We start from the raw sequence: 20,640 nt of genomic DNA on the forward strand, positions 1-20,640 counted from the left end.
TTAAATTTTCAAATTCAAACAACAGAGCTATGTCTTACAAAAAGGATAATAAATTAAAAAGCAATTTCACCTCGATTACCATTAGTTTGGCATCGCCGGAGGCTATTTTAGAGCGCTCTAGTGGTGAGGTGTTAAAACCTGAGACTATCAATTACCGTACTTACAAACCAGAACGTGATGGTTTGTTCTGCGAAAGAATTTTTGGTCCGGTAAAAGATTACGAATGCCACTGTGGTAAATACAAACGTATCCGTTATAAAGGTATTGTTTGTGACCGTTGTGGTGTTGAGGTAACGGAGAAAAAAGTGCGCAGAGAGCGTATGGGACACATCAATCTGGTAGTTCCTGTAGCGCATATCTGGTATTTCCGTTCATTGCCAAATAAAATCGGTTACTTATTGGGCCTTCCTACCAAAAGATTGGATCTGATCATTTACTACGAGCGTTATGTAGTTATTCAGTCTGGTCTGATGGAAGAACAGGGTATTCAGTACATGGATTTCCTTACTGAGGAAGAGTACCTTGATATTTTAGATAAATTACCAAAAGAGAATCAATATCTGGACGATAAAGATCCTAATAAATTCATCGCCAAAATGGGTGCTGAAGCATTAGAAGATTTGCTGAAACGTATTGACCTGGATACTTTATCTTATAACTTACGTCACCAGGCAGCAAACGAAACTTCACAACAACGTAAAAATGAAGCCTTAAAACGCTTACAGGTTGTTGAGGCTTTCCGTGGTGCAAGAACACGCATTGAGAACAATCCTGAATGGATGATCATCAAAATTGTTCCTGTTATTCCACCGGAATTACGTCCGCTGGTTCCCCTGGAAGGCGGCCGTTTCGCTACTTCAGATTTAAATGACCTGTACCGTCGTGTGATTATCCGTAACAACCGTTTAAAACGTTTGATCGAGATCAAAGCACCGGAAGTAATTTTACGTAACGAAAAACGTATGCTGCAGGAAGCTGTGGATTCGTTATTTGACAACTCACGTAAAGTAAATGCAGTAAAAACTGAAGGTAACCGTGCATTGAAATCGCTTTCAGACATTCTGAAAGGTAAACAAGGACGTTTCCGTCAGAATCTATTGGGTAAACGTGTGGATTATTCGGCACGTTCTGTAATTGTTGTAGGGCCAAACCTGAAACTACACGAATGCGGTTTACCAAAGGATATGGCTGCAGAGCTGTTCAAACCGTTTATCATTCGCAAGATGATTGAACGTGGTATCGTTAAAACGGTTAAATCTGCAAAGAAAATTGTAGACAGAAAGGACCCTCTAGTTTGGGATATCCTCGAAAACGTTTTAAAGGGGCACCCTGTATTACTGAATCGTGCGCCTACGCTGCACAGATTGGGTATCCAGTCTTTCCAGCCTAAACTGGTGGAAGGAAAAGCAATCCAGTTACACCCATTAGTGTGTACTGCATTCAACGCCGATTTTGACGGTGACCAGATGGCTGTGCATTTACCTTTGGGTCATGCTGCTATTTTGGAAGCCCAGGTATTGATGCTGGCTGCACACAACATTCTGAACCCTGCTAACGGTACGCCAATTACGGTACCTTCGCAGGATATGGTTTTGGGTCTTTATTATATTACTAAAGGCCGTAAAACTGACGAAGGACGTGTAGTTAAAGGACAGGATTTCTCTTTCTACTCTCCTGAAGAGGTGATCATTGCTTACAATGAGAAAAAGATTGATCTTCATGCATTTATCAAAGTAAAGGTAAATGTGAAAGATGCAGACGGAAATATCGCCAATAAATTAACAGAGACTACTGTAGGACGTGTATTGTTTAACCAAATGGTACCGGAAGAAGTAGGATATATTAATGAACTGCTCACCAAGAAATCTCTAAGGGATATCATTGGTGATGTAGTGAAGGTTACCGGTATGGCCCGTGCATCCAGATTCCTGGATGATATTAAAGAGCTTGGTTTCCAGATGGCATTCAGAGGTGGATTATCATTTAACCTGCAGGATGTGAACATCCCTGTTGAAAAACATGCTTTATTGGAGCAGGCTTCTGCAGAGGTTGATGAGGTAAGGAATAACTATAACATGGGATTCATTACCAACAACGAGCGTTACAATCAGATCATCGATATCTGGACCCGTATCAATAACCGTTTAACATCATTCGTGATGACGCAGTTATCGAGCGATAACCAGGGCTTTAACTCGGTTTATATGATGCTTGACTCAGGAGCACGTGGATCTAAAGAGCAGATTCGTCAGCTTTGCGGAATGCGTGGTCTGATGGCAAAACCTCAGAAATCCGGTTCAGGTGGTGAGATCATTGAAAACCCGATCCTTTCAAACTTTAAAGAAGGACTGTCAGTATTAGAGTACTTTATCTCTACTCACGGTGCACGTAAAGGTTTGGCGGATACGGCGTTAAAAACTGCGGATGCTGGTTACCTGACACGTCGTTTACATGACGTTGCGCAGGATATGATTGTTAACTCTGCTGATTGCGGTACTTTGAGAGGTATGTATACTACTGCCCTGAAAGATAATGAGGATATCGTTGAGCCTTTGTACGACAGGATCTTAGGCCGTATTTCACTGCATGATGTGTTTAATCCTATTGATGGTGCATTATTGGTTTCTGCTGGTCAGGATATCGATGAAGATGTTGCGAGAGCAATTGAAGAATCGCCAATTGAAGGTGTTGAAATACGTTCAGTACTGACTTGCGAGAATAAGAGAGGTGTTTGTGCATTGTGTTACGGACGTAACCTTGCCACTGGTAAACGTGTTCAGAAAGGTGAAGCTGTCGGCGTAATTGCTGCGCAGTCAATCGGTGAGCCGGGTACACAGCTGACATTACGTACATTCCACGTGGGTGGTACCGCATCAAACATTGCTGCTGAATCTCAGATCAATGCGAAGTTTGATGGTATCATCGAATTTGAAAATGTCCGTACTGTAGCAAATGATACAGGTGAAGAAGGTGTGAAACAAATTGTACTGGGACGTTCAGGCGAATTCAAAATCGTTGAAGAAGGTACTGGTAAAGTGATCATGACTAACAATATCCCTTATGGTTCATTCTTATATGTTGAAGAAGGAGCTAAGATTTCAAAAGGTGATAAGATCTGTTCATGGGATCCGTACAATGCAGTAATTATCTCTGAGTTTGCCGGTAAAATTGAATTTGATGCGATCATCGAAGGTGTAACCTTCCGTGAAGAATCAGACGAACAAACCGGTCACCGTGAAAAAGTAATTATTGATACACGTGATAAAACTAAAAACCCTTCAGTTAGGGTTGTAGATAAAAAAGGTGAACTGATCAGACAGTATAACATCCCGGTTGGAGCTCACGTTTCAATTGATGATGGAGAAGCTGTTAAAACAGGACAGATCCTCGTTAAAATTCCTCGTGCAACGGGTAAAACAAGAGATATTACGGGTGGTTTACCACGTGTAACGGAATTGTTCGAAGCACGTAACCCATCTAACCCGGCGGTAGTAACCGAGATTGATGGTGTGGTAACTTTAGGTGGTGTGAAACGTGGTAACCGTGAGATGACTATCGAATCGAAAGATGGTGAGATCAAAAAATACCTGGTTCCATTGTCTAAACACATCCTGGTTCAGGATAATGATTTTGTGAAAGCTGGTATGCCATTATCAGACGGATCAATTTCTCCTGCGGATATTTTAGCGATCAAAGGACCTGCTGCTGTTCAGGAATACTTAGTAAATGGTATACAAGAGGTTTACCGTTTGCAGGGTGTGAAGATCAATGACAAACACTTTGAGGTTATCGTTCACCAGATGATGCAGAAGGTTCATATTGAAGATCCGGGAGATACAACGTTCTTAGAAAATAACTCTGTCGACCGTTGGGACTTCATGATCGAAAATGATGAGATCTATGACAAAAAAGTGGTAATCGATGCTGGTGATTCCAATACCGTTAAACCAGGTCAGATTCTTTCCCTGCGTAAATTAAGAGATGAAAATTCTCAGTTAAAACGTAAAGATTTGAAACAGATCGAAGTTCGTGATGCAAGATCGGCAACTGCCAGTTCTGTATTACAGGGTATCACCCGTGCTTCATTAGGTACAAAATCATTCATCTCTGCAGCTTCCTTCCAGGAAACTACAAAAGTATTGAACGAAGCTGCGATTGCAGGTAAACGTGACAATATGCTTGGATTGAAAGAGAACGTAATCGTTGGTCACCTGATCCCTTCTGGTACTGGTGTACGTGGTTATGAACGTATCATTGTAGGTTCACAAGAGGAATATGATAAACTGTTAGCTTCTAAACAAGAAGAAGAAGTAGAAGCATAATCTTTCTTATAGATACTAAAGTCCTCCCTGATTTCAGGGGGGACTTTTTTTTTATTTTTATTTTAGCTACCTGCCTAAACATTAAAGCGGTAGTTTTGCTGTATGGAGAATCAAAACAACGAGAATCAGATCAATATCGAACTTTCCGAAGAGATAGCTGAAGGGATATTTTCAAACCTTGCTATCATTACGCATTCCAATACTGAGTTTGTGCTTGACTTTATCCGGGTGATGCCTGGTGTACCGAAAGCAAAAGTGAAATCGAGGATCATTTTAACCCCGGAGCATGCAAAAAGACTAATGCTGGCCATGCAGGATAATATAGAGAAGTTTGAAGCGCAAAATGGAAGGATCAAAACACAGGAGGAGACTACCGGGTTCCCTATGAATTTTGGCGGGCCTACTGCCCAGGCGTAAGCTGTCGTTCCAGGTAAGCGATGATGGTTTCAGCCTGATCAGGACCGTACCAGAGGATGTCTTTATCCCGCCTGAACCAGGTGAGCTGGCGTTTTGCAAAACGCCTGGTATTTTGTTTGATCTTGTCCACGGCATCCTCATAGGAGAGCTGGCCATCCAGATAGGCGAATAACTCTGCATAACCAACGGTTTTCAGGGCGTTCAGATCTTTGTACTGCTCTACTTTTTTAACCTCATCCAGCAGGCCTTCTGTAAGCATGAGGTCCACACGGTGGTTTATTCTTTCGTATAATTTCTCACGTTCCAGGTTCAGGCCGATCTTAATGATATTAAAAGGCCTTTCCTTTTTGCTGTTGGTTAAAAAATCGGAGACTTTCCTGCCTGTGGACAGGAAAAATTCCAGCCCGCGGATCATACGCTGGGGGTTGAACTGATCTACTTTTGCATAATACTCAGGATCTGCAGCCGCAAGCCTTGTTTTGATAGGTTCAAGGCCTTCTGTCTGAAACAGTGTATTGAGTTCTTCCCTGATCTGCATACTGGTGTCGGGAAGTTCATCCAGGCCTCTGGTTACCGCATCCAGGTAAAGCCCGGAGCCGCCCACCATGATGGCCACCTGATGGCGGGTAAAAATCCCTGCGAGCACATCAAGTGACTGCTTTTCAAAATCCCCGGTACTAAAAAAGGTTTTAATGGAATGAGAGTCGATGAAATGATGTTTTGCTGCAGCCAGTTCAGCCGCGCTGGGTTTGGCGGTTCCGATAGATATTTCCTGAAAGAACTGCCTGGAATCGGCTGAGATGATCTCTGTGGAAAAGTGCCGGGCCAACGTAATAGCTAATGCTGTCTTGCCTATTGCCGTTGGACCGGCGATTACGATTAATGTTTTATTTTTGCCAGTATCTGGCATTAGTAATCTTCCTTACTGTCAAATTCTTCGTCTCCAAAATCGTCATTCTCAGAGAAATCATCATTATCCTCTTCCTCCTCCCCGGCATCTTCATCTTTATCTTTATCTGAAGTGGTGATTCCCCTGCCATCCATCGCTTCGATCTCTTCTGAATCTTCGGGGACAAAATCCATTTCGTTCAGGAAATCAAAATCATTAGGGGCGATCACGGCTGCCGTTGTCGCTGCGACTGCTGCTGCAGCTTCCGGATTGCTGGAATCAAAGATCTTGGGTGCTTCACCTATACTTTTGAAAAGTACAGGGTATTCTATATTCGGATCTGTCTGCAGAATAATCTTGATCAGTTCTACGTGGAAATCGAACGGACGGTCAAAATTATAGATATAATAGAACTTTTGGTGAGGGTCTTCAATGAAGCTACTCAATTTTGCCTTTTCCATCAGGGCTACACCACGGTCGATCTTCCTTTGATTCGGAAGGTAAGCGATTTCATCTCCTTTAATCCAGTGATCAGAGCTTACATAAAAAGAAGAAGATTTCTCGATGCTGTATCCGGTAGAACGGTGTACGGCCTTATGTAAATCTTCAAATGTTTGTGTTGATTTGATGTCGATTTCACGAACCACCTCATCGAAGTCTTCAAAACTAATTCTAAATCTATAAACTGCCATTTGAGCTGTATTTCTATTTATAAAATTATAAAATATTTTTATTATTTGGACTGGTCTGTTACAGGTGACAGTCCGAATTCTTTTCCTTTAATCAGCATAAATGCTAACGCCTCATCATAAGAATTTGTTATCTCACCCTCCAGAATTGCTTCACGGATGGCGTTTTTGATCAGTCCCACTTCCTTTCCGGCTGTAAGGCCGAAGACTTCCATGATATCTGTCCCGGTAACCGGGGGCTGCCAGTTTCTGATCTTATCGCGTTCCTCAACATCTTTGAGCTTCTGTTTTACGAGTTCAAAGTTATTGCAGTATTTTTTTACTTTATATTCATTTTTGGTGGTCACATCTGCATTGCAGAGGGTCATCAGGCTTTCTATATCTTCACCTGCATCAAAGAGCAAACGCCTGACAGCAGAGTCTGTAACCACTTCCTGTGCCAGAACTATCGGGCGTAAGTGCAGCTGTACGAGTTTCTGTACGAATTTCATTTTTTCGTTCAGGGGAAGTTTCAGCTGTGTGAAGATCTGCGGGACCATTCTTGCCCCTTTATCTTCGTGGCCATGGAAAGTCCAGCCATGTTGCTCCTCAAAGCGTTTGGTAGCAGGTTTAGCGATATCATGCAGGATAGCGGCCCAGCGCAACCATAGGTCGTTGGTGACTTCACTGATATTATCGAGCACCTGCAGGGTATGGTAAAAATTATCTTTATGTCCTTTTCCGTTGATCACTTCCACACCAAAGAGGTTTGCCATCTGTGGAAATATGAGATGGAGCAGGCCGGTATCAAAAAGATATTTGAAGCCGATTGATGGAACCGGGGACAGGATGATCTTGTTCAGTTCATCTGTGATACGTTCTTTGGAAACGATACTGATGCGCTCTTTTTGTTTTGTGATCGCAGCCAGTGCTGCTTCATCAATATTAAAGTTCAGCTGCGTAGCAAAACGGATGGCCCGCATCATGCGGAGGGGATCATCAGAAAAAGTGATCTCCGGATCAAGAGGGGTGCGGATTAATTTCTCTGTGATGTTCTGTACGCCATTGAAGGGGTCTACCAGTTGCCCGAAGTTCTCTTTGTTGAGTGAGATCGCCAGTGCATTGATCGTGAAATCCCTTCTAAGCTGGTCGTCCTCGATCGTACCGTTTTCAACAATAGGCTTGCGGGAATCTGACCGGTATGATTCTTTGCGGGCACCTACGAACTCCAGTTCAAGGTCGCGGTATTTGAGCATGGCCGTACCAAAGTTCTTGAATACAGCCACCTTGCTTCTCAGCGCGGCCCCTGCGCGTTCTGCAAAGTCGATCCCATTGCCTAAGACTACAATATCAATATCTTTTGAAGGTCTATCCAGGAAAATATCCCTGACATATCCACCAATCACATATACTTCGATATGATTTTCGGCAGCGATATCAGCCAGTATCTTAAAAACAGGATGTCCTAGATTTTTTTTCAAAATGAGTTTATTCGTTATCAGTAAAGCAATATTTGCTGTTACCGGTTTAAATTTTAATTCAGCGGATGATGGTTAATTGAGTTTGCAAAAGTACTAAAACTTACTTTCTAATAAAGGAAAATTGCCCGGATGGACTCAATTTCATTATTGTTGACGGTTTTCTGTTATTTCTTAATTCTTGTTCCCAATCCACAATATAATCTACTGCGTCTTTAATTTCAGGATCAATCTCATCAAAATACTGTGGTGTTGGTTGCCCTGACAGGTTAGCAGAGGTAGAGGTAATGGGTTTTCTGAAGCGCTGCAGCAGCTGCTGAACAAAATCATGTTTAACGATCCTGACCCCGATGCTGCCATCTGCACTGATTACATTTTTGGCTAAGTTCTTTGCACCTGAAAATATGATGGTAAGCGGGTTCTCGGCATATTCAATCAGGTCGTAGGCTACTTCAGGTATTTCGTCCACATAACTCTGTAATTTCGAATCATTATCCAGGAGTATGATAAAGCTTTTGTCAGACGAGCGGCCTTTGATCTGGTTGATCTTTTCCACGGCGTCGGCATTGGTGGCATCGCAGCCTAATCCCCATACGGTGTCCGTTGGATAAAGGATTACCCCCCCGGTTTTAAGTACAGCCAATGCTTTTTCAATTTCCGTTTTTAACATGCCGTAAATTTATCAAATAATCTTTGTTATTTGATCTTTTGCGAGCTGTTCATAACATTTCATCAGCTGAAGTGCGAGTGGCTGTGTGTTGAACCGCTGTACATAGGCCAGGCCTTTTTCTCTCATATGGGCGGCGAGTTCCGGACTTTTTAAAACAGTATTAACTGCAATGGTCAGGGCTGAGGCATTGTCTGGATCAACATACAGGCTGTTAGGGCCTCCTGCTTCTTCCAGGCAGGATCCTGTGGCCGCTATTACCGGAACACCTCCATATAGGGCTTCGATAACAGGAATGCCAAAGCCTTCATAGAAGGACGGATAGACAAATACCGAAGCCAGCTGATAGATTGCAGGAAGATCAGAAAAAGGGATGTCTTTCAGGAAGGTTACCCTTTCATTCAGGCCCAGACGTTCGATCTCAGCCATCACTTGTGTTGCATAGGCTTGTTTTTTTCCTACTACGATCAGTTTTACGTGCTGCGGTACGTTTACCAGGGCCCGTACAATCAGCAGCAGGTTCTTTCTGGGTTCAATAGTACCTACATTGAGGATGTATTTTTCCGGCAGCCTGTATTTTTTACGGATAGTTTCTTTAAAATCTGCGGGGAGTAACTCTTTGAAAGAGTCGTCACAGGTCTGGTAAACCACTTCTATCTTTGCCGGGTCTGCCTGATAGAGCTCGATGATATCTCTTCTTGTCTGTTCACTGATGGCTATAATCAGATCTGCGTATTTACAGGCGTATTTGCTTTTGAAATTATAGATCGTACGGTCTATGTATTTATAATTCCGGGGCAGGCGAAGGAAAATAAGGTCGTGTATGGTCACCACTGTTTTTGGGCGTCCACTATGCATCCCGAATGGGATCTCGTTACTGAGGCCGTGATAAATGGCTATATCGTCTTTTTGCAACTGTGACCGGAGCCCTACGCTTCTCCACCAGAACCCGGGTTGTCCCCATTTGGGTAACCTCGGGTGTATATTTTCCTTTTCAAAAAGGGAACTGATCTGTTTTGCTGATTTAACTTTTGGTGTATAAACAAAGTATTGGTTTTGATGGAAGAATTCTGACAGCTGTAAGATCAGCGATCTGCTGTAATTTCCTAACCCGGTCAGGTTATTGGCAGCCCTTTTTCCATCAAAACCTATATTCATTTAGACAGCTACATTATTTTCTCTTAATGCGTCATTAAGGGAAGTTTTTTTATCTGTAGACTCTTTACGTTTTCCGATGATCAGTGCGCATGGAACCTGATATTCTCCTGCAGGGAATTTTTTTGTATAACTTCCCGGGATCACTACTGATCTTGCAGGAACAATACTTTTATATTCTACAGGTGAGCTTCCGGTTACATCGATTATCTTTGTAGAAGCCGTAAGTACCACATTGGCACCCAGGACAGCTTCGCGTTCTACGCGTACACCTTCCACTACGATAGCTCTTGAACCAAGGAAACAGTTGTCTTCAATAATTACCGGTGCGGCCTGAATAGGTTCCAGTACTCCTCCGATACCTACGCCACCGCTCAGGTGTACATGTTTCCCGATCTGTGCGCAGGAGCCTACCGTTGCCCAGGTATCTACCATTGTACCTTCGTCAACATAAGCACCGATGTTCACATATGAAGGCATCATGATCACGCCTTTAGCCAGGTATGCACCGTAACGGGCACTTGCACCAGGAACTACGCGTACGCCAAGTTCCCTGTAGTTGGTTTTCAATTTCATTTTATCATGAAATACAAAAGGGCCAACTGTAGTTTCTTTCATTTCTCTGATAGGAAAATAGAGGATAACTGCTTTTTTAATCCATTCGTTGATGCCCCATGAATTTAAAATCGGCTCGGCAACGCGGATCTCTCCTTTGTCCAGCTGCATTACTACAGTTTCGATTGCCTCACAATACTCATTATATTCTAATAAGGATCTGTCTTCCCAGACAGCCTCTATTAACTTTTTCAGTTCTTTAATCATTGTAATTTTAATTTTTTCACAAAATAAATCAATTTTATCTATTGACCGATCTTTTACTTATGTATTTTTGATTTTTTATGGCAGAGCAGGAAAAATTAAGGATAGATAAGTACTTGTGGGCAATAAGATTGTTTAAAACAAGAACTTTAGCAACAGAAGCATGTAAAGCCGGGCGTGTTAAAATGAACGGGCAGAATGTCAAAGCTTCGGTAGTTGTAAAACCGGGGGATGTTTATCAGGTTTCAAAAGGAATAGAAAAGAAAGTAATTGAAGTGGTGGAGCTGTTATACACACGGGTGGAATCAAAGATTGCCCTGACGAAGTATAAGGATATCACGCCACTGGAAGAAACGCAGGGATATAAATCCATGTTCCATGCACCTGTACTGAAAAGGGACAGGGGGGCAGGGCGTCCTACCAAACATGACAGGAGGAAAATTGATGACCTTACAGATAACCTGTTTGAAGATGACAAAAAGGACAATCCTTAATGCTTGTTGAGCTTCATCGCGTAACAGCTGATTTTACAGGGAGCCTGCGCTGAAAATAAAGGCGCAAAAAAGATGCCCCGAAATACGGAGCATCTTTTTGTGATGTGTTCAACCTATTTTTTATCCGATTTATAACCTTCGTTTAAACCAATGATTACTTCGCTGGTTACATCCAGGGAAGCATCAGCAAATAAAATAGCGCTGTTACCTTTTTGATAGGTCAGCACCATTTTATACCCTTTGTCTTTTGCATAAACCTTAAGGTAATCGGCGATCTTATTGTATAATTTCTCCTGCTCGGTTGCCTGTTCGTTTTGCAATGCAGCACCTGCATTTTGCTGATAAGATTGCAATTCCTGTTGTTTACGGGCAAGTCTTTGCTCTGTTGTAGCTCTCTGGTCAGCAGGTAAAGTGTTCTGTGTTTGCTGATACTCGGCTACTTCACGCTGGAAAGCCTGTTGTTTTGCACCAAGATCTGTTTGGGCAGCTTTTGATTTTGCATCTAATTTTACTTTCAGGTCTTTGAAGTACTCATATTTTGTCAGTAAAGAATCAGAATTTACATAAACAATCGGCTCGCCGCTTTTTACGGCAGGAGAATCTGTTTTTGCAGCAGTTGTTGAACCTGCTTTTTCGTCTTTATTCTGGCATGAAGCCATTACGGAAACTAATGCTACGGCTGTAGCCAGTGTGCTTAGTTTGAAGGATGTTCTGTTCATCTATGATTTTTTTGTGGTTTTCGCCGGTTTTTCATGCAGACAGCTTTTGTCTGGCGCCCAATAAAGGGATAAATTTCAGCAAATATAAAATTTCAAATTTAGTATCCTAAATAACTCGTTTTTTTTACCCCCTTAATGTATGGATTCCTTTAAATAGTTATCCACAATTTGCCTTTAATTGCCCACAAATGGTTATTTTTGAATCTTATTTTTTATTAACATATATGAGCGAAGAAAAAGATTCAAAGTCAAATTATTCGGCAGATAATATACAGGTATTAGAAGGTTTAGAAGCGGTGCGCAAGCGCCCTTCAATGTATATAGGGGATACGGGTGTTAAGGGATTACACCATTTGGTTTATGAAGTTGTAGATAACTCTATCGATGAGGCTTTGGCCGGACACGCAGATACAATTACTGTAAATATTCTTAAAGACAATTCTATAAGGGTTGAAGATAACGGACGCGGTATTCCTACGGGGATTATGCAGAAAGAACAGAAATCAGCCCTGGAGATCGTAATGACGGTCTTACACGCAGGTGGTAAATTTGATAAAGACACTTATAAAGTTTCCGGTGGTTTGCACGGTGTTGGGGTAAGTTGCGTAAATGCACTTTCTACACACCTGAAAGCTGAAGTTCACCGTGAAGGAAAGATCTGGGAGCAGGAATATGAAATGGGTAAACCTCAGTACGATGTAAAAGTTGTAGGGGAAACTGAAAAAAGGGGTACGGTAATTACCTTTACTCCGGATCCTACAATCTTTACCCAGACTACTGAATATCGTTATGATACTTTAGCTTCCCGTTTAAGGGAATTATCCTTTTTAAATAAAGGCATCAGCTTAACACTGACTGATGAGCGCGAAGTAGATGATGATGGAAAATTCCTTTCTGAACTTTTCCTTTCTGAAGGCGGGTTAAAAGAATTTGTTCAGTTCCTGGACGGAGGCCGCCCTTCACTGATCGCTGAGCCAATCTATGTGGAAGGAATAAAAAATGGTATCCCTGTGGAGCTTGCGCTTCAGTACAATGACAGCTACGCAGAGAACGTGCACTCTTATGTAAACAATATCAATACACATGAAGGCGGTACGCATATTGCCGGTTTCAGAAGGGGTTTGACCCGTACTTTGAAAGCTTATGCCGATAAGTCCGGTCTATTGAAAAATGTGAAGTTTGAGATCACCGGTGATGATTTTCGTGAAGGACTGACCGCTGTAATTTCTGTAAAAGTACAGGAACCTCAGTTTGAGGGACAAACGAAAACAAAACTGGGTAACTCTGAGGTGATGGGCGCCGTGGATATTGCGGTTGGTGAAGCTTTGGGTATCTATCTGGAAGAATATCCGAGAGAAGCCAAAATGATCGTCAACAAAGTGATCCTGGCGGCTACAGCACGTGCTGCAGCACGTAAGGCACGTGAGATGGTTCAGCGTAAGAGTGTCATGGGCGGCTCCGGTTTACCGGGCAAGCTGGCCGATTGCTCTGACAGTGATCCGGAAAAATGCGAGTTATATCTGGTGGAGGGAGATTCCGCGGGTGGAACAGCAAAACAGGGTCGTGACCGTAATTTCCAGGCTATTCTTCCGCTAAAGGGTAAGATCCTGAATGTAGAAAAAGCAATGGAACATAAGATCTATGAGAATGACGAGATCAAAAATATGTTTACTGCGCTTGGGGTGAGTATAGGTACACCGGAAGATGATAAGGCATTAAATATCACTAAACTTCGTTACCACAAGATTGTGATCATGACGGATGCGGATATTGACGGTTCACACATTACCACGCTGATACTGACCTTCTTCTTCAGGTATATGAAGGCATTAATCGAAGCTGGTTATGTTTATATTGCAGCACCGCCGCTATACCTTGTGAAAAAAGGTAAAGAGCAGGAATATTGCTGGAATGATCAGCAGCGCGATGTAGCTGTACAAAGATTGAAAGGCCAGGGTAAAGAAGAAAGCGTACATATCCAGCGTTATAAAGGTTTGGGTGAGATGAATGCTGAACAGCTTTGGGACACTACATTAAATCCGGCTAACCGTACTTTAATGCAGGCTACGATTGAAAACGCTGCGGAGTGTGACCATACATTCTCTATGTTAATGGGAGATGAGGTAGCACCGAGGAGAGAGTTCATCGAGAGAAATGCGAAATATGCCAAGATTGACGCATAATATCCATTATCATATAAAAAAACAGGCCTCTAACCGGGGCCTGTTTTTTTTTGAAATATCATCAGGTTTCAATTGCTAATCAGACTTACGGGGTCAGACGAATGGGATGTGGTGAATGAAATTTATAAATGGCCTTCACAGGCTAGCTTTTTTTTGGGGAAAAGAAAATCTTCAGTTTTTTGTAATTGATCTTCGCATGGTAACTGTAAAAGATATCACTTCCTATAATTGCGGTCACCCTGGGGTGGCCGAGCAGGGCATAGGCATCATTCACCGTTTCAAGATCCAGCGCCACTGCCGGATAATTTTTTATCGTTAGTTTCCCGATTTTAAGTTTCGGAAGAACGGCTTGTATGGTAGCGGATGTGGTGAACAGGGTGGTCGCATTGGAGTCCTCAGCTGTTGTGAACGCTTTGCTGTTATCTTCGATAAAACGTTTGTCGAAAACCGACCTTGAAGCACCTGTATCTACTACTGCCAGGTATTTACTGCCAAAAGCTGTGATTTCCACCAGCAGGTGGAAACCGTCATCATTGAGGTTAATTAACTTGAGGGGGACTGCAATAGTGCGCATTAAATCAGTTTCATTTCTTTAAGTACATTGTTCATGCTTCTTACTGCATCGGCACTTTTATTAAAAGTCTGCTGTTCTTCTTCGGTCAGGTTATAATCTATCACCTTTTCCCAGCCTGTGCGGCCTACGATCACCGGCACACCCAAACAGATGTCTTCCTGATGGTATTCACCTTCCAGAGATACACTGCAGGTAAACAGCTTCTTCTCATCACGTACAATACTTTCTACCAGTGCACAAACTGCTGCGCCCGGGGCATACCATGCTGAAGTGCCAAGCAGTCCCGTCAGAGTGGCTCCGCCTATCATCGTATCTGCGGCAACTTTGGCCAGTACCTCTTCGCTTAACAGGTCTGTCACGTTTAAGCTTTGATAGGTAGCGTAACGGGTTAGCGGGATCATGGTGGTATCGCCGTGTCCGCCGATGACAAAACCCTGCAGATCATTTGAATTGCAGTTCATGGCAACACTCAGGTAGTATTTAAACCTGGCACTGTCCAGTGTGCCTCCCATGCCGATGATCCTGTTTTTAGGCAGACCGAGGGATTTGAGCGAAAGGTACGTCATCGTATCCATCGGGTTGCTCACAATAATGAGGATGGCATCGGGAGAGAATTTAAGGATATTCTCGGCTACGCTTTTTACAATTCCTGCGTTGATGCCAATCAGTTCCTCGCGGGTCATTCCCGGTTTGCGCGGAAGACCAGAAGTGATGACCGCCACCGCAGAACCCGCAGTCTTGCTATAATCATTAGTTACACCTTTTATCTTGGTGTTGAAACCCAATAGTGCAGATGTTTGCATCATGTCAATTGCCTTGCCTTCGGCAAAGCCTTCTTTGATATCCAGGAGAATCAGTTCTTCAGCCAGTTCTTTTCTTGCAATATTATCTGCGCAGGTAGCACCTACTGCTCCAGCACCAACAACCGTTATTTTCATAGGACTATTTTTTTTATAGGTTATGAAGCTATTATGATCTTGTATATTTTTAAATGTATGATCATGATGGTTTCATAGTCTGTGTTTTAGTGACCGGCCGGCTTATCTGTGATTTTGCCACAGGAATTAAGCGCTGGTCTTCTGCACCAAGTTATGAATTTTAAGGCGGCTTTAAAAAATGCTTTTTAAAACTTTATCTTCTATTGGGGGTTTTATGAGAAAGAATTTACATTTGCTTAATGTCAAATCAATAAGAACGCAGCAAAATGGATAACACACCTGTTGAAAAAGTTGATATAATGTCTTATGCAGGGAAATGGTACTCGCTATATTCCATACCAACTTTTATGGACAAAAAATGGCGTGAAACCACTGAAACATATGTGATACATCCGGATGGGTACTATGCTGTTTTCACCACCTATAAAGCCGCAGTGGAAGATCAGCCCAGGTACCTCCGTTCCAAGCTTTTTGTGGTAAGGGGTACCAATAATGCAGAGATGAAAGCACAGTTTGTGTGGCCGGTAAAAGTAGATTACTGGATCATTGAGCTTGCTGAAGATTATTCCTATGTGGTGGTCGGACACCCTAAACATAAATTCCTTTTTATCATGTCCCGTAAGCCGGAAATACCTGAAGAACTCCTCGAAGAGATCATTCAGCGCTGCCATGAAAAAGGCTATGATACTTCTAAACTGGCCTCCCAGGGGCATAAAGCAATGGTTCAGAAGGGACACACTCATACTTAGGCGATTGCCTTTAATAGGTATTCCGGCGGTTTCTGGTATTCGAAATTTATCAAATCATATATACGAATAGGATCTAAAAAGCGTAATTTTGTATATCACTTTGTTTAAACCAAAGAGATTCTAATTGCCCGTCTATGTATTTAATTTTTGATACCGAAACTACAGGTTTACCTGCCAATTATAATGCACCGGTAAGTGACACGAACAACTGGCCGCGGTGTATTCAGATTGCCTGGCAGCTGCATGATGAACTGGGAAATCTCATTGAACACCAGGACTACCTCGTCAGGCCTGATGGTTTTAATATCCCTTATGACGCAGAACGTATACACGGTATTTCTACTGAACTGGCAACAGAGCAGGGAATTGAGCTCGCAGAAGTATTAGAGAAATTCAACATTGCCCTTTCCAGATCTAAATTTGTTGTAGGCCAAAATATAGGCTTTGATATCAATATCATGGGTTCGGAATTCTACCGCATGGGGGTAGAAAGCCCGATGGCACAAATGCCGGTGCTGGATACCTGTACAGAGGTTACGGCCGACCTCTTAAAGATCCCGGGAGGACGTGGCGGTAGGTTTAAACTGCCTACGCTAACTGAATTACATCATTACTTATTCGGTGTTCCTTTTGCTGAGGCCCACAATGCAACGGCCGATGTGGAGGCCACCACAAGGTGTTTCCTGCAACTGGTAAAAATGGAGGTTTTTACTCCTCAGCAGCTGCAGCAGGATCAGGACTATTTTCGTCAGTTTAAGACGCATAACCCTGCGGTTATACAGGGCGCCGGACTCAGACATTTTAACCTGAAGGCTGCTTCAGACGAGATCAGGAAGAAACAGGAAAAAGCAGAAGGATCCGGCATTTCGAGAGAAGCCCTCCAGGATAACCAGGAGGAACTTAAGCAGGCAACTTTTGTACACCTGCATAACCATACGCAGTTCTCTGTATTACAGTCTACCATTAATATTCCGGGACTGATTGCGGCAGCGGCGGCTGATAAAATGCCTGCTGTGGCCATGACAGACCACGCCAATATGATGGGTGCCTTTCACTTTGTGAACCAGGTGCTGAATCACAATAAAGGTGTGGAAGCAAGAAATAAGGCTGCAGAAGAAAATGGAGAGATTCCATCTGAAAAGCTACTGACCCCGATAGTGGGCTGTGAGTTTTTTGTATGCGACAATCATCTTGATAAATCAAGGAAAGATAATGGCTACCAGATCGTGTTGCTGGCCAGAAATAAAAAAGGCTATCATCATCTCGCTAAAATGTCTTCTATTGCCTATACCAAGGGTTTCTATTATGTGCCAAGGATAGACAGGGCGGTGATTGAACAATATAAGGAAGATATCATTGTGCTTTCCGGGAACCTTTACGGAGAAATATCCAGTAAGCTGCTGAATATGGGTGAGAACCAGGCTGAAGAGGCACTGGTCTGGTGGAAATCACAATTTGGTGCCGATTTCTATATCGAGATCATGCGGCATAATCAGGATGACGAGAACGTAGTGAATAAAACGCTTGTTGCGCTGGCCAGAAAACATGAGGTTAAACTGGTAGCAACCAATAATACTTATTATATCAATAAAAAGGATGCGAATGCACATGATATTTTACTGTGCGTAAAAGATGCGGAAAAACAAGCTACACCAATAGGAAGAGGAAGGGGGTACCGTTATGGGTTGCCTAACCAGGAATATTATTTTAAATCCGGTGAGGAGATGAAAGCATTGTTTGCTGATCTGCCGGAGGCGATATTAAACATCCAGGAGGTAGTTGATAAAATCGAAATCTACAAACTGGCCAGGGAAGTCCTCTTACCGAAATTTGAGATTTCAGAAGAGTTTCTCGTACCGGAAGATGAAGGGGATGGCGGTAAAAGGGGAGAGAATAAGTATTTGCGTCATCTAACTTATGTAGGCGCAAAGAAAAGATATGGAGAAATTACTCCTGAAATAGAGGAAAGACTCAATTTTGAACTGCAAACGATAGAGAAAACCGGGTATCCGGGATATTTCCTGATCGTGCAGGATTTTATCAGGGAGGCAAGGGCACTGGATGTTTCGGTGGGCCCGGGACGTGGTTCTGCTGCAGGATCGGTAGTGGCATATTGCTTATGGATCACAAATATCGATCCTATCAAATACGACCTGCTGTTTGAGCGTTTCCTGAACCCGGACCGTGTGTCTATGCCCGATATTGATATTGACTTTGATGATGAGGGCAGGGGCCGCGTGATGAACTATGTGATCAGCAAATATGGTGCAAACCAGGTGGCACAGATCATTACTTACGGTACAATGGCCGCCAAGTCGTCGGTGAAAGATACGGCACGGGTACTGGACCTCCCGCTTTTTGAGGCCGATAAAATAGCCAAGCTTATTCCGAACCTCAAGCTGGCCAAGATCTTTACGCTTGACGAAAAAGCCCTCAAAGGGGTGCTTCGTGCAGATGAATATGAGAAAGTAGTTGAATTAAAAGATATAGCGGATTCAAAAACCCTGAGTGCGGAGACCATACAGCAGGCCAGGATTCTGGAAGGCTCGCTGCGTAATACGGGAATACACGCCTGTGGGGTGATTATCACGCCGGATGATATTACCAATTATGTACCGGTGGCAATGGCCAAAGATTCGGATCTGTACGTGACCCAGTTTGATAACTCTGTGGTTGAGAGCGCCGGATTGCTGAAAATGGACTTCCTGGGGCTAAAAACGCTCACACTGATCAAGGATACTGTTAAACTGGTAAGAATGCGGACGGGAATTCAATTGGATCCCGATGAGTTCCCTATTGACGATGTGAAAACCTACGAGCTTTTCCAGCGTGGTGAAACGATAGGAATCTTCCAGTACGAGAGTACCGGGATGCAGAAATACATGAAGGAGTTAAAGCCTACAGTATTCGGGGATTTAATTGCGATGAATGCACTCTACCGCCCGGGACCGCTGGAGTATATCCCTAGTTTTGTACGCAGAAAGAATGGTGAGGAGGAGATAAAGTACGATCTGGATGCCTGTGAAGAGTATCTAAAAGAGACCTACGGAATTACAGTATACCAGGAACAGGTGATGCTTTTATCGCAGAAACTAGCAGGTTTTACAAAGGGTGAAGCCGATGTACTGAGAAAGGCCATGGGTAAAAAACAAAAGGATGTACTGGATAAGATGAAACCCAAATTTGTTGCGCAGGCAGCGGAAAAAGGTCATGCTCCGGCTACCCTGGAGAAGATCTGGAAAGATTGGGAGGCATTTGCATCTTACGCCTTCAATAAATCGCACTCTACCTGTTATGCATGGATTGCCTATCAGACGGCTTACCTGAAAGCGCATTACCCGGCAGAATATATGGCTGCGGTACTGACGAATAACATGAGCGACATCAAACAGGTGGCTTTCTTCATGGAGGAATGTAAGCAAATGGGTGTTCAGGTACTCGGGCCGGATGTGAATGAATCCATTCTGAAGTTCTCTGTAAATGTACATGGAGAAGTACGTTTCGGTTTGTCGGGCATAAAAGGAGTAGGGGAAAAAGCTGTAGAGAGTATTATTGAAGAAAGGAGCAGGGCAGGAAAATATCTGAGTGTGTACGACTTTGCGAAACGCTCTAATACGAGGACGGTAAATAAAAAGGCTTATGAGAGCTTTGTCTACAGCGGCGCCTTTGATAGTTTTGGTTACCATCGTGCGCAGTACTTCTTTGTGCCGATAAATGATAAGATGAACGGGATAGAGAAACTGATCAAGTTCTCCAACGATTTCCAGAACAGTGAATCTACATCACAATCGTCCCTGTTTGGAGGTACTGTAGCAGATATGATCAATGAGCCAACTTTACCGGTGGCCAATGAATGGAGCCTGATCGACAGGTTGAAATATGAGAAGGATGCCATTGGAATCTTCCTGAGCGGCCATCCTCTGGATAATTATAAACTAGAGCTTAAAGAATTTTGTCAGCACTCCGTGAGGCACCTTTCACTGGTCAATAAGGTCAGGATGGGTGATACCAATGAGGAGGTGCTGGCTGAATTTGCTGCGTTAAAGAACCGGGAACTTGTAGTTGGCGGACTGGTAGTTGTTGCTGCACAGCGTATGACAAAAACAGGGAAACCTTTCGGGACGATCGTTTTTGAAGATTATAATGACAGTTGTGAACTTGCTTTATTTGGTGATGATTTCGTGAAGTTTAAGCAGTTTATGACTGATGGTTATTTTCTGCGTATCCGTGGGCAGGTGGGGGAACGCTTCCGTAAAGAGGGCGACTGGGAGTTTAAGATCACTGCGATAGAACTACTGTCTGAGCTGAGAGATAAATTTGCGAAGTGTATCACTATTCAGATTCCTATCCAGCGGATTAATGATGAAATCATCGCACAGATCTATTCCATTATAGAGGACAATAAAGCAAATACAGAACAGCAAAATTGCAAGCTGAATTTTACAGTTTATGACAGTGAGAAAAATATTTCTCTGGAATTGCCTTCTAAGTCGCTGAAAATCAATCCTAATAATGATTTCCTGGAGAGTTTGACGGAATTACATGTTGTAAATTATAAGTTGAATTAG

At 43.0% G+C, this 20,640-nt stretch carries 15 protein-coding genes; 6 read left to right on the top strand and 9 right to left on the bottom strand.

Annotation, left to right across the window (positions count from 1 at the left end):
* The first annotated feature begins 29 nt into the window (after positions 1 to 29).
* Positions 30 to 4,322, top strand: coding sequence for a DNA-directed RNA polymerase subunit beta' (rpoC, locus tag BLW16_RS17825; RefSeq protein WP_090559101.1), 4,293 nt, complete (start codon positions 30 to 32; stop codon positions 4,320 to 4,322).
* Between the two features lie 102 nt (positions 4,323 to 4,424).
* On the top strand, positions 4,425 to 4,739 hold the full coding sequence (locus BLW16_RS17830) for a DUF3467 domain-containing protein (protein ID WP_090559102.1): 315 nt from the start codon (positions 4,425 to 4,427) through the stop codon (positions 4,737 to 4,739).
* On the opposite strand, the gene miaA is transcribed toward BLW16_RS17830, so the two are convergent.
* From miaA to BLW16_RS17860, 6 genes are all read right to left on the bottom strand, one after another.
* Positions 4,723 to 5,649 (bottom strand): tRNA (adenosine(37)-N6)-dimethylallyltransferase MiaA, encoded by a 927-nt coding sequence (miaA, locus tag BLW16_RS17835; protein ID WP_090559104.1) that lies wholly within the window; start codon positions 5,647 to 5,649, stop codon positions 4,723 to 4,725. The genes BLW16_RS17830 and miaA overlap by 17 nt on opposite strands.
* Positions 5,649 to 6,320, bottom strand: a complete 672-nt coding sequence (locus BLW16_RS17840) for an IS1096 element passenger TnpR family protein (protein ID WP_090559106.1) — start codon at positions 6,318 to 6,320, stop codon at positions 5,649 to 5,651. Before BLW16_RS17840 ends, miaA begins: the two co-directional genes overlap by 1 nt.
* Positions 6,321 to 6,361: 41 nt before the next feature.
* The gene (locus tag BLW16_RS17845; protein ID WP_090559108.1) at positions 6,362 to 7,777 is read right to left on the bottom strand and encodes a CCA tRNA nucleotidyltransferase; all 1,416 of its coding nucleotides are present in this window, start codon (positions 7,775 to 7,777) and stop codon (positions 6,362 to 6,364) included.
* A gap of 100 nt (positions 7,778 to 7,877) precedes the next feature.
* Positions 7,878 to 8,444, bottom strand: coding sequence for an L-threonylcarbamoyladenylate synthase (locus BLW16_RS17850; RefSeq protein WP_175470633.1), 567 nt, complete (start codon positions 8,442 to 8,444; stop codon positions 7,878 to 7,880).
* 12 nt (positions 8,445 to 8,456) lie between these two features.
* Positions 8,457 to 9,599, bottom strand: a complete 1,143-nt coding sequence (locus BLW16_RS17855; protein WP_090559112.1) for a glycosyltransferase family 4 protein — start codon at positions 9,597 to 9,599, stop codon at positions 8,457 to 8,459.
* Complete coding sequence (locus tag BLW16_RS17860; RefSeq protein ID WP_090559114.1) at positions 9,600 to 10,418, bottom strand: 2,3,4,5-tetrahydropyridine-2,6-dicarboxylate N-succinyltransferase; 819 nt, start codon at positions 10,416 to 10,418, stop codon at positions 9,600 to 9,602. It lies immediately after the preceding gene.
* A 77-nt stretch (positions 10,419 to 10,495) separates the two neighbouring features.
* Here BLW16_RS17860 and BLW16_RS17865 point away from each other — a divergent pair, with 77 nt between their 5' ends.
* Positions 10,496 to 10,909, top strand: coding sequence for an RNA-binding S4 domain-containing protein (locus BLW16_RS17865; protein ID WP_090559116.1), 414 nt, complete (start codon positions 10,496 to 10,498; stop codon positions 10,907 to 10,909).
* Positions 10,910 to 11,022: 113 nt separating this feature from the next.
* Here BLW16_RS17865 and BLW16_RS17870 read toward each other — a convergent pair whose 3' ends face one another.
* The gene (locus BLW16_RS17870) at positions 11,023 to 11,628 is read right to left on the bottom strand and encodes an OmpH/Skp family outer membrane protein (protein ID WP_090559118.1); all 606 of its coding nucleotides are present in this window, start codon (positions 11,626 to 11,628) and stop codon (positions 11,023 to 11,025) included.
* A gap of 224 nt (positions 11,629 to 11,852) precedes the next feature.
* Between BLW16_RS17870 and gyrB the strand changes: the two genes are divergently transcribed.
* Positions 11,853 to 13,811 carry a DNA topoisomerase (ATP-hydrolyzing) subunit B gene (gyrB, locus tag BLW16_RS17875; protein WP_090559243.1) on the top strand — a complete coding sequence of 653 codons (1,959 nt, stop codon included), beginning with the start codon at positions 11,853 to 11,855 and terminating at the stop codon, positions 13,809 to 13,811.
* Positions 13,812 to 13,953: 142 nt separating this feature from the next.
* On the opposite strand, the gene BLW16_RS17880 is transcribed toward gyrB, so the two are convergent.
* Both BLW16_RS17880 and BLW16_RS17885 read right to left on the bottom strand, forming a co-directional pair.
* Entirely contained in the window at positions 13,954 to 14,385 is a 432-nt protein-coding gene (locus BLW16_RS17880; RefSeq protein ID WP_090559120.1) for a retropepsin-like aspartic protease, read from the bottom strand.
* The gene (locus BLW16_RS17885; protein ID WP_090559122.1) at positions 14,385 to 15,323 is read right to left on the bottom strand and encodes a malate dehydrogenase; all 939 of its coding nucleotides are present in this window, start codon (positions 15,321 to 15,323) and stop codon (positions 14,385 to 14,387) included. The genes BLW16_RS17880 and BLW16_RS17885 overlap by 1 nt, the downstream gene beginning before the upstream one ends.
* 266 nt (positions 15,324 to 15,589) lie before the next feature.
* On the opposite strand from BLW16_RS17885, the gene BLW16_RS17890 reads away from it, so the two are divergent.
* Both BLW16_RS17890 and dnaE read left to right on the top strand, forming a co-directional pair.
* Positions 15,590 to 16,072 (top strand): lipocalin family protein, encoded by a 483-nt coding sequence (locus BLW16_RS17890; protein ID WP_090559124.1) that lies wholly within the window; start codon positions 15,590 to 15,592, stop codon positions 16,070 to 16,072.
* Positions 16,073 to 16,206: 134 nt separating this feature from the next.
* On the top strand, positions 16,207 to 20,640 hold the full coding sequence (gene dnaE / locus BLW16_RS17895; RefSeq protein WP_090559125.1) for a DNA polymerase III subunit alpha: 4,434 nt from the start codon (positions 16,207 to 16,209) through the stop codon (positions 20,638 to 20,640).

Origin of the sequence: Pedobacter hartonius, from assembly GCF_900107535.1 — a bacterium.
GTDB lineage: Bacteria > Bacteroidota > Bacteroidia > Sphingobacteriales > Sphingobacteriaceae > Pedobacter > Pedobacter hartonius.

What these genes read in the sequence shown, in the direction of transcription:
- rpoC (WP_090559101.1), top strand. Translation starts at nt 30, where the DNA reads ATGTCTTACAAAAAGGATAATAAATTAAAAAGCAATTTCACCTCGATT.
- BLW16_RS17830 (WP_090559102.1), top strand. Translation starts at nt 4,425, where the DNA reads ATGGAGAATCAAAACAACGAGAATCAGATCAATATCGAACTTTCCGAA.
- miaA (WP_090559104.1), bottom strand. Translation starts at nt 5,649, where the DNA reads ATGCCAGATACTGGCAAAAATAAAACATTAATCGTAATCGCCGGTCCA.
- BLW16_RS17840 (WP_090559106.1), bottom strand. Translation starts at nt 6,320, where the DNA reads ATGGCAGTTTATAGATTTAGAATTAGTTTTGAAGACTTCGATGAGGTG.
- BLW16_RS17850 (WP_175470633.1), bottom strand. Translation starts at nt 8,444, where the DNA reads ATGTTAAAAACGGAAATTGAAAAAGCATTGGCTGTACTTAAAACCGGG.
- BLW16_RS17855 (WP_090559112.1), bottom strand. Translation starts at nt 9,599, where the DNA reads ATGAATATAGGTTTTGATGGAAAAAGGGCTGCCAATAACCTGACCGGG.
- BLW16_RS17860 (WP_090559114.1), bottom strand. Translation starts at nt 10,418, where the DNA reads ATGATTAAAGAACTGAAAAAGTTAATAGAGGCTGTCTGGGAAGACAGA.
- BLW16_RS17865 (WP_090559116.1), top strand. Translation starts at nt 10,496, where the DNA reads ATGGCAGAGCAGGAAAAATTAAGGATAGATAAGTACTTGTGGGCAATA.
- BLW16_RS17870 (WP_090559118.1), bottom strand. Translation starts at nt 11,628, where the DNA reads ATGAACAGAACATCCTTCAAACTAAGCACACTGGCTACAGCCGTAGCA.
- gyrB (WP_090559243.1), top strand. Translation starts at nt 11,853, where the DNA reads ATGAGCGAAGAAAAAGATTCAAAGTCAAATTATTCGGCAGATAATATA.
- BLW16_RS17880 (WP_090559120.1), bottom strand. Translation starts at nt 14,385, where the DNA reads ATGCGCACTATTGCAGTCCCCCTCAAGTTAATTAACCTCAATGATGAC.
- BLW16_RS17885 (WP_090559122.1), bottom strand. Translation starts at nt 15,323, where the DNA reads ATGAAAATAACGGTTGTTGGTGCTGGAGCAGTAGGTGCTACCTGCGCA.
- BLW16_RS17890 (WP_090559124.1), top strand. Translation starts at nt 15,590, where the DNA reads ATGGATAACACACCTGTTGAAAAAGTTGATATAATGTCTTATGCAGGG.
- dnaE (WP_090559125.1), top strand. Translation starts at nt 16,207, where the DNA reads ATGTATTTAATTTTTGATACCGAAACTACAGGTTTACCTGCCAATTAT.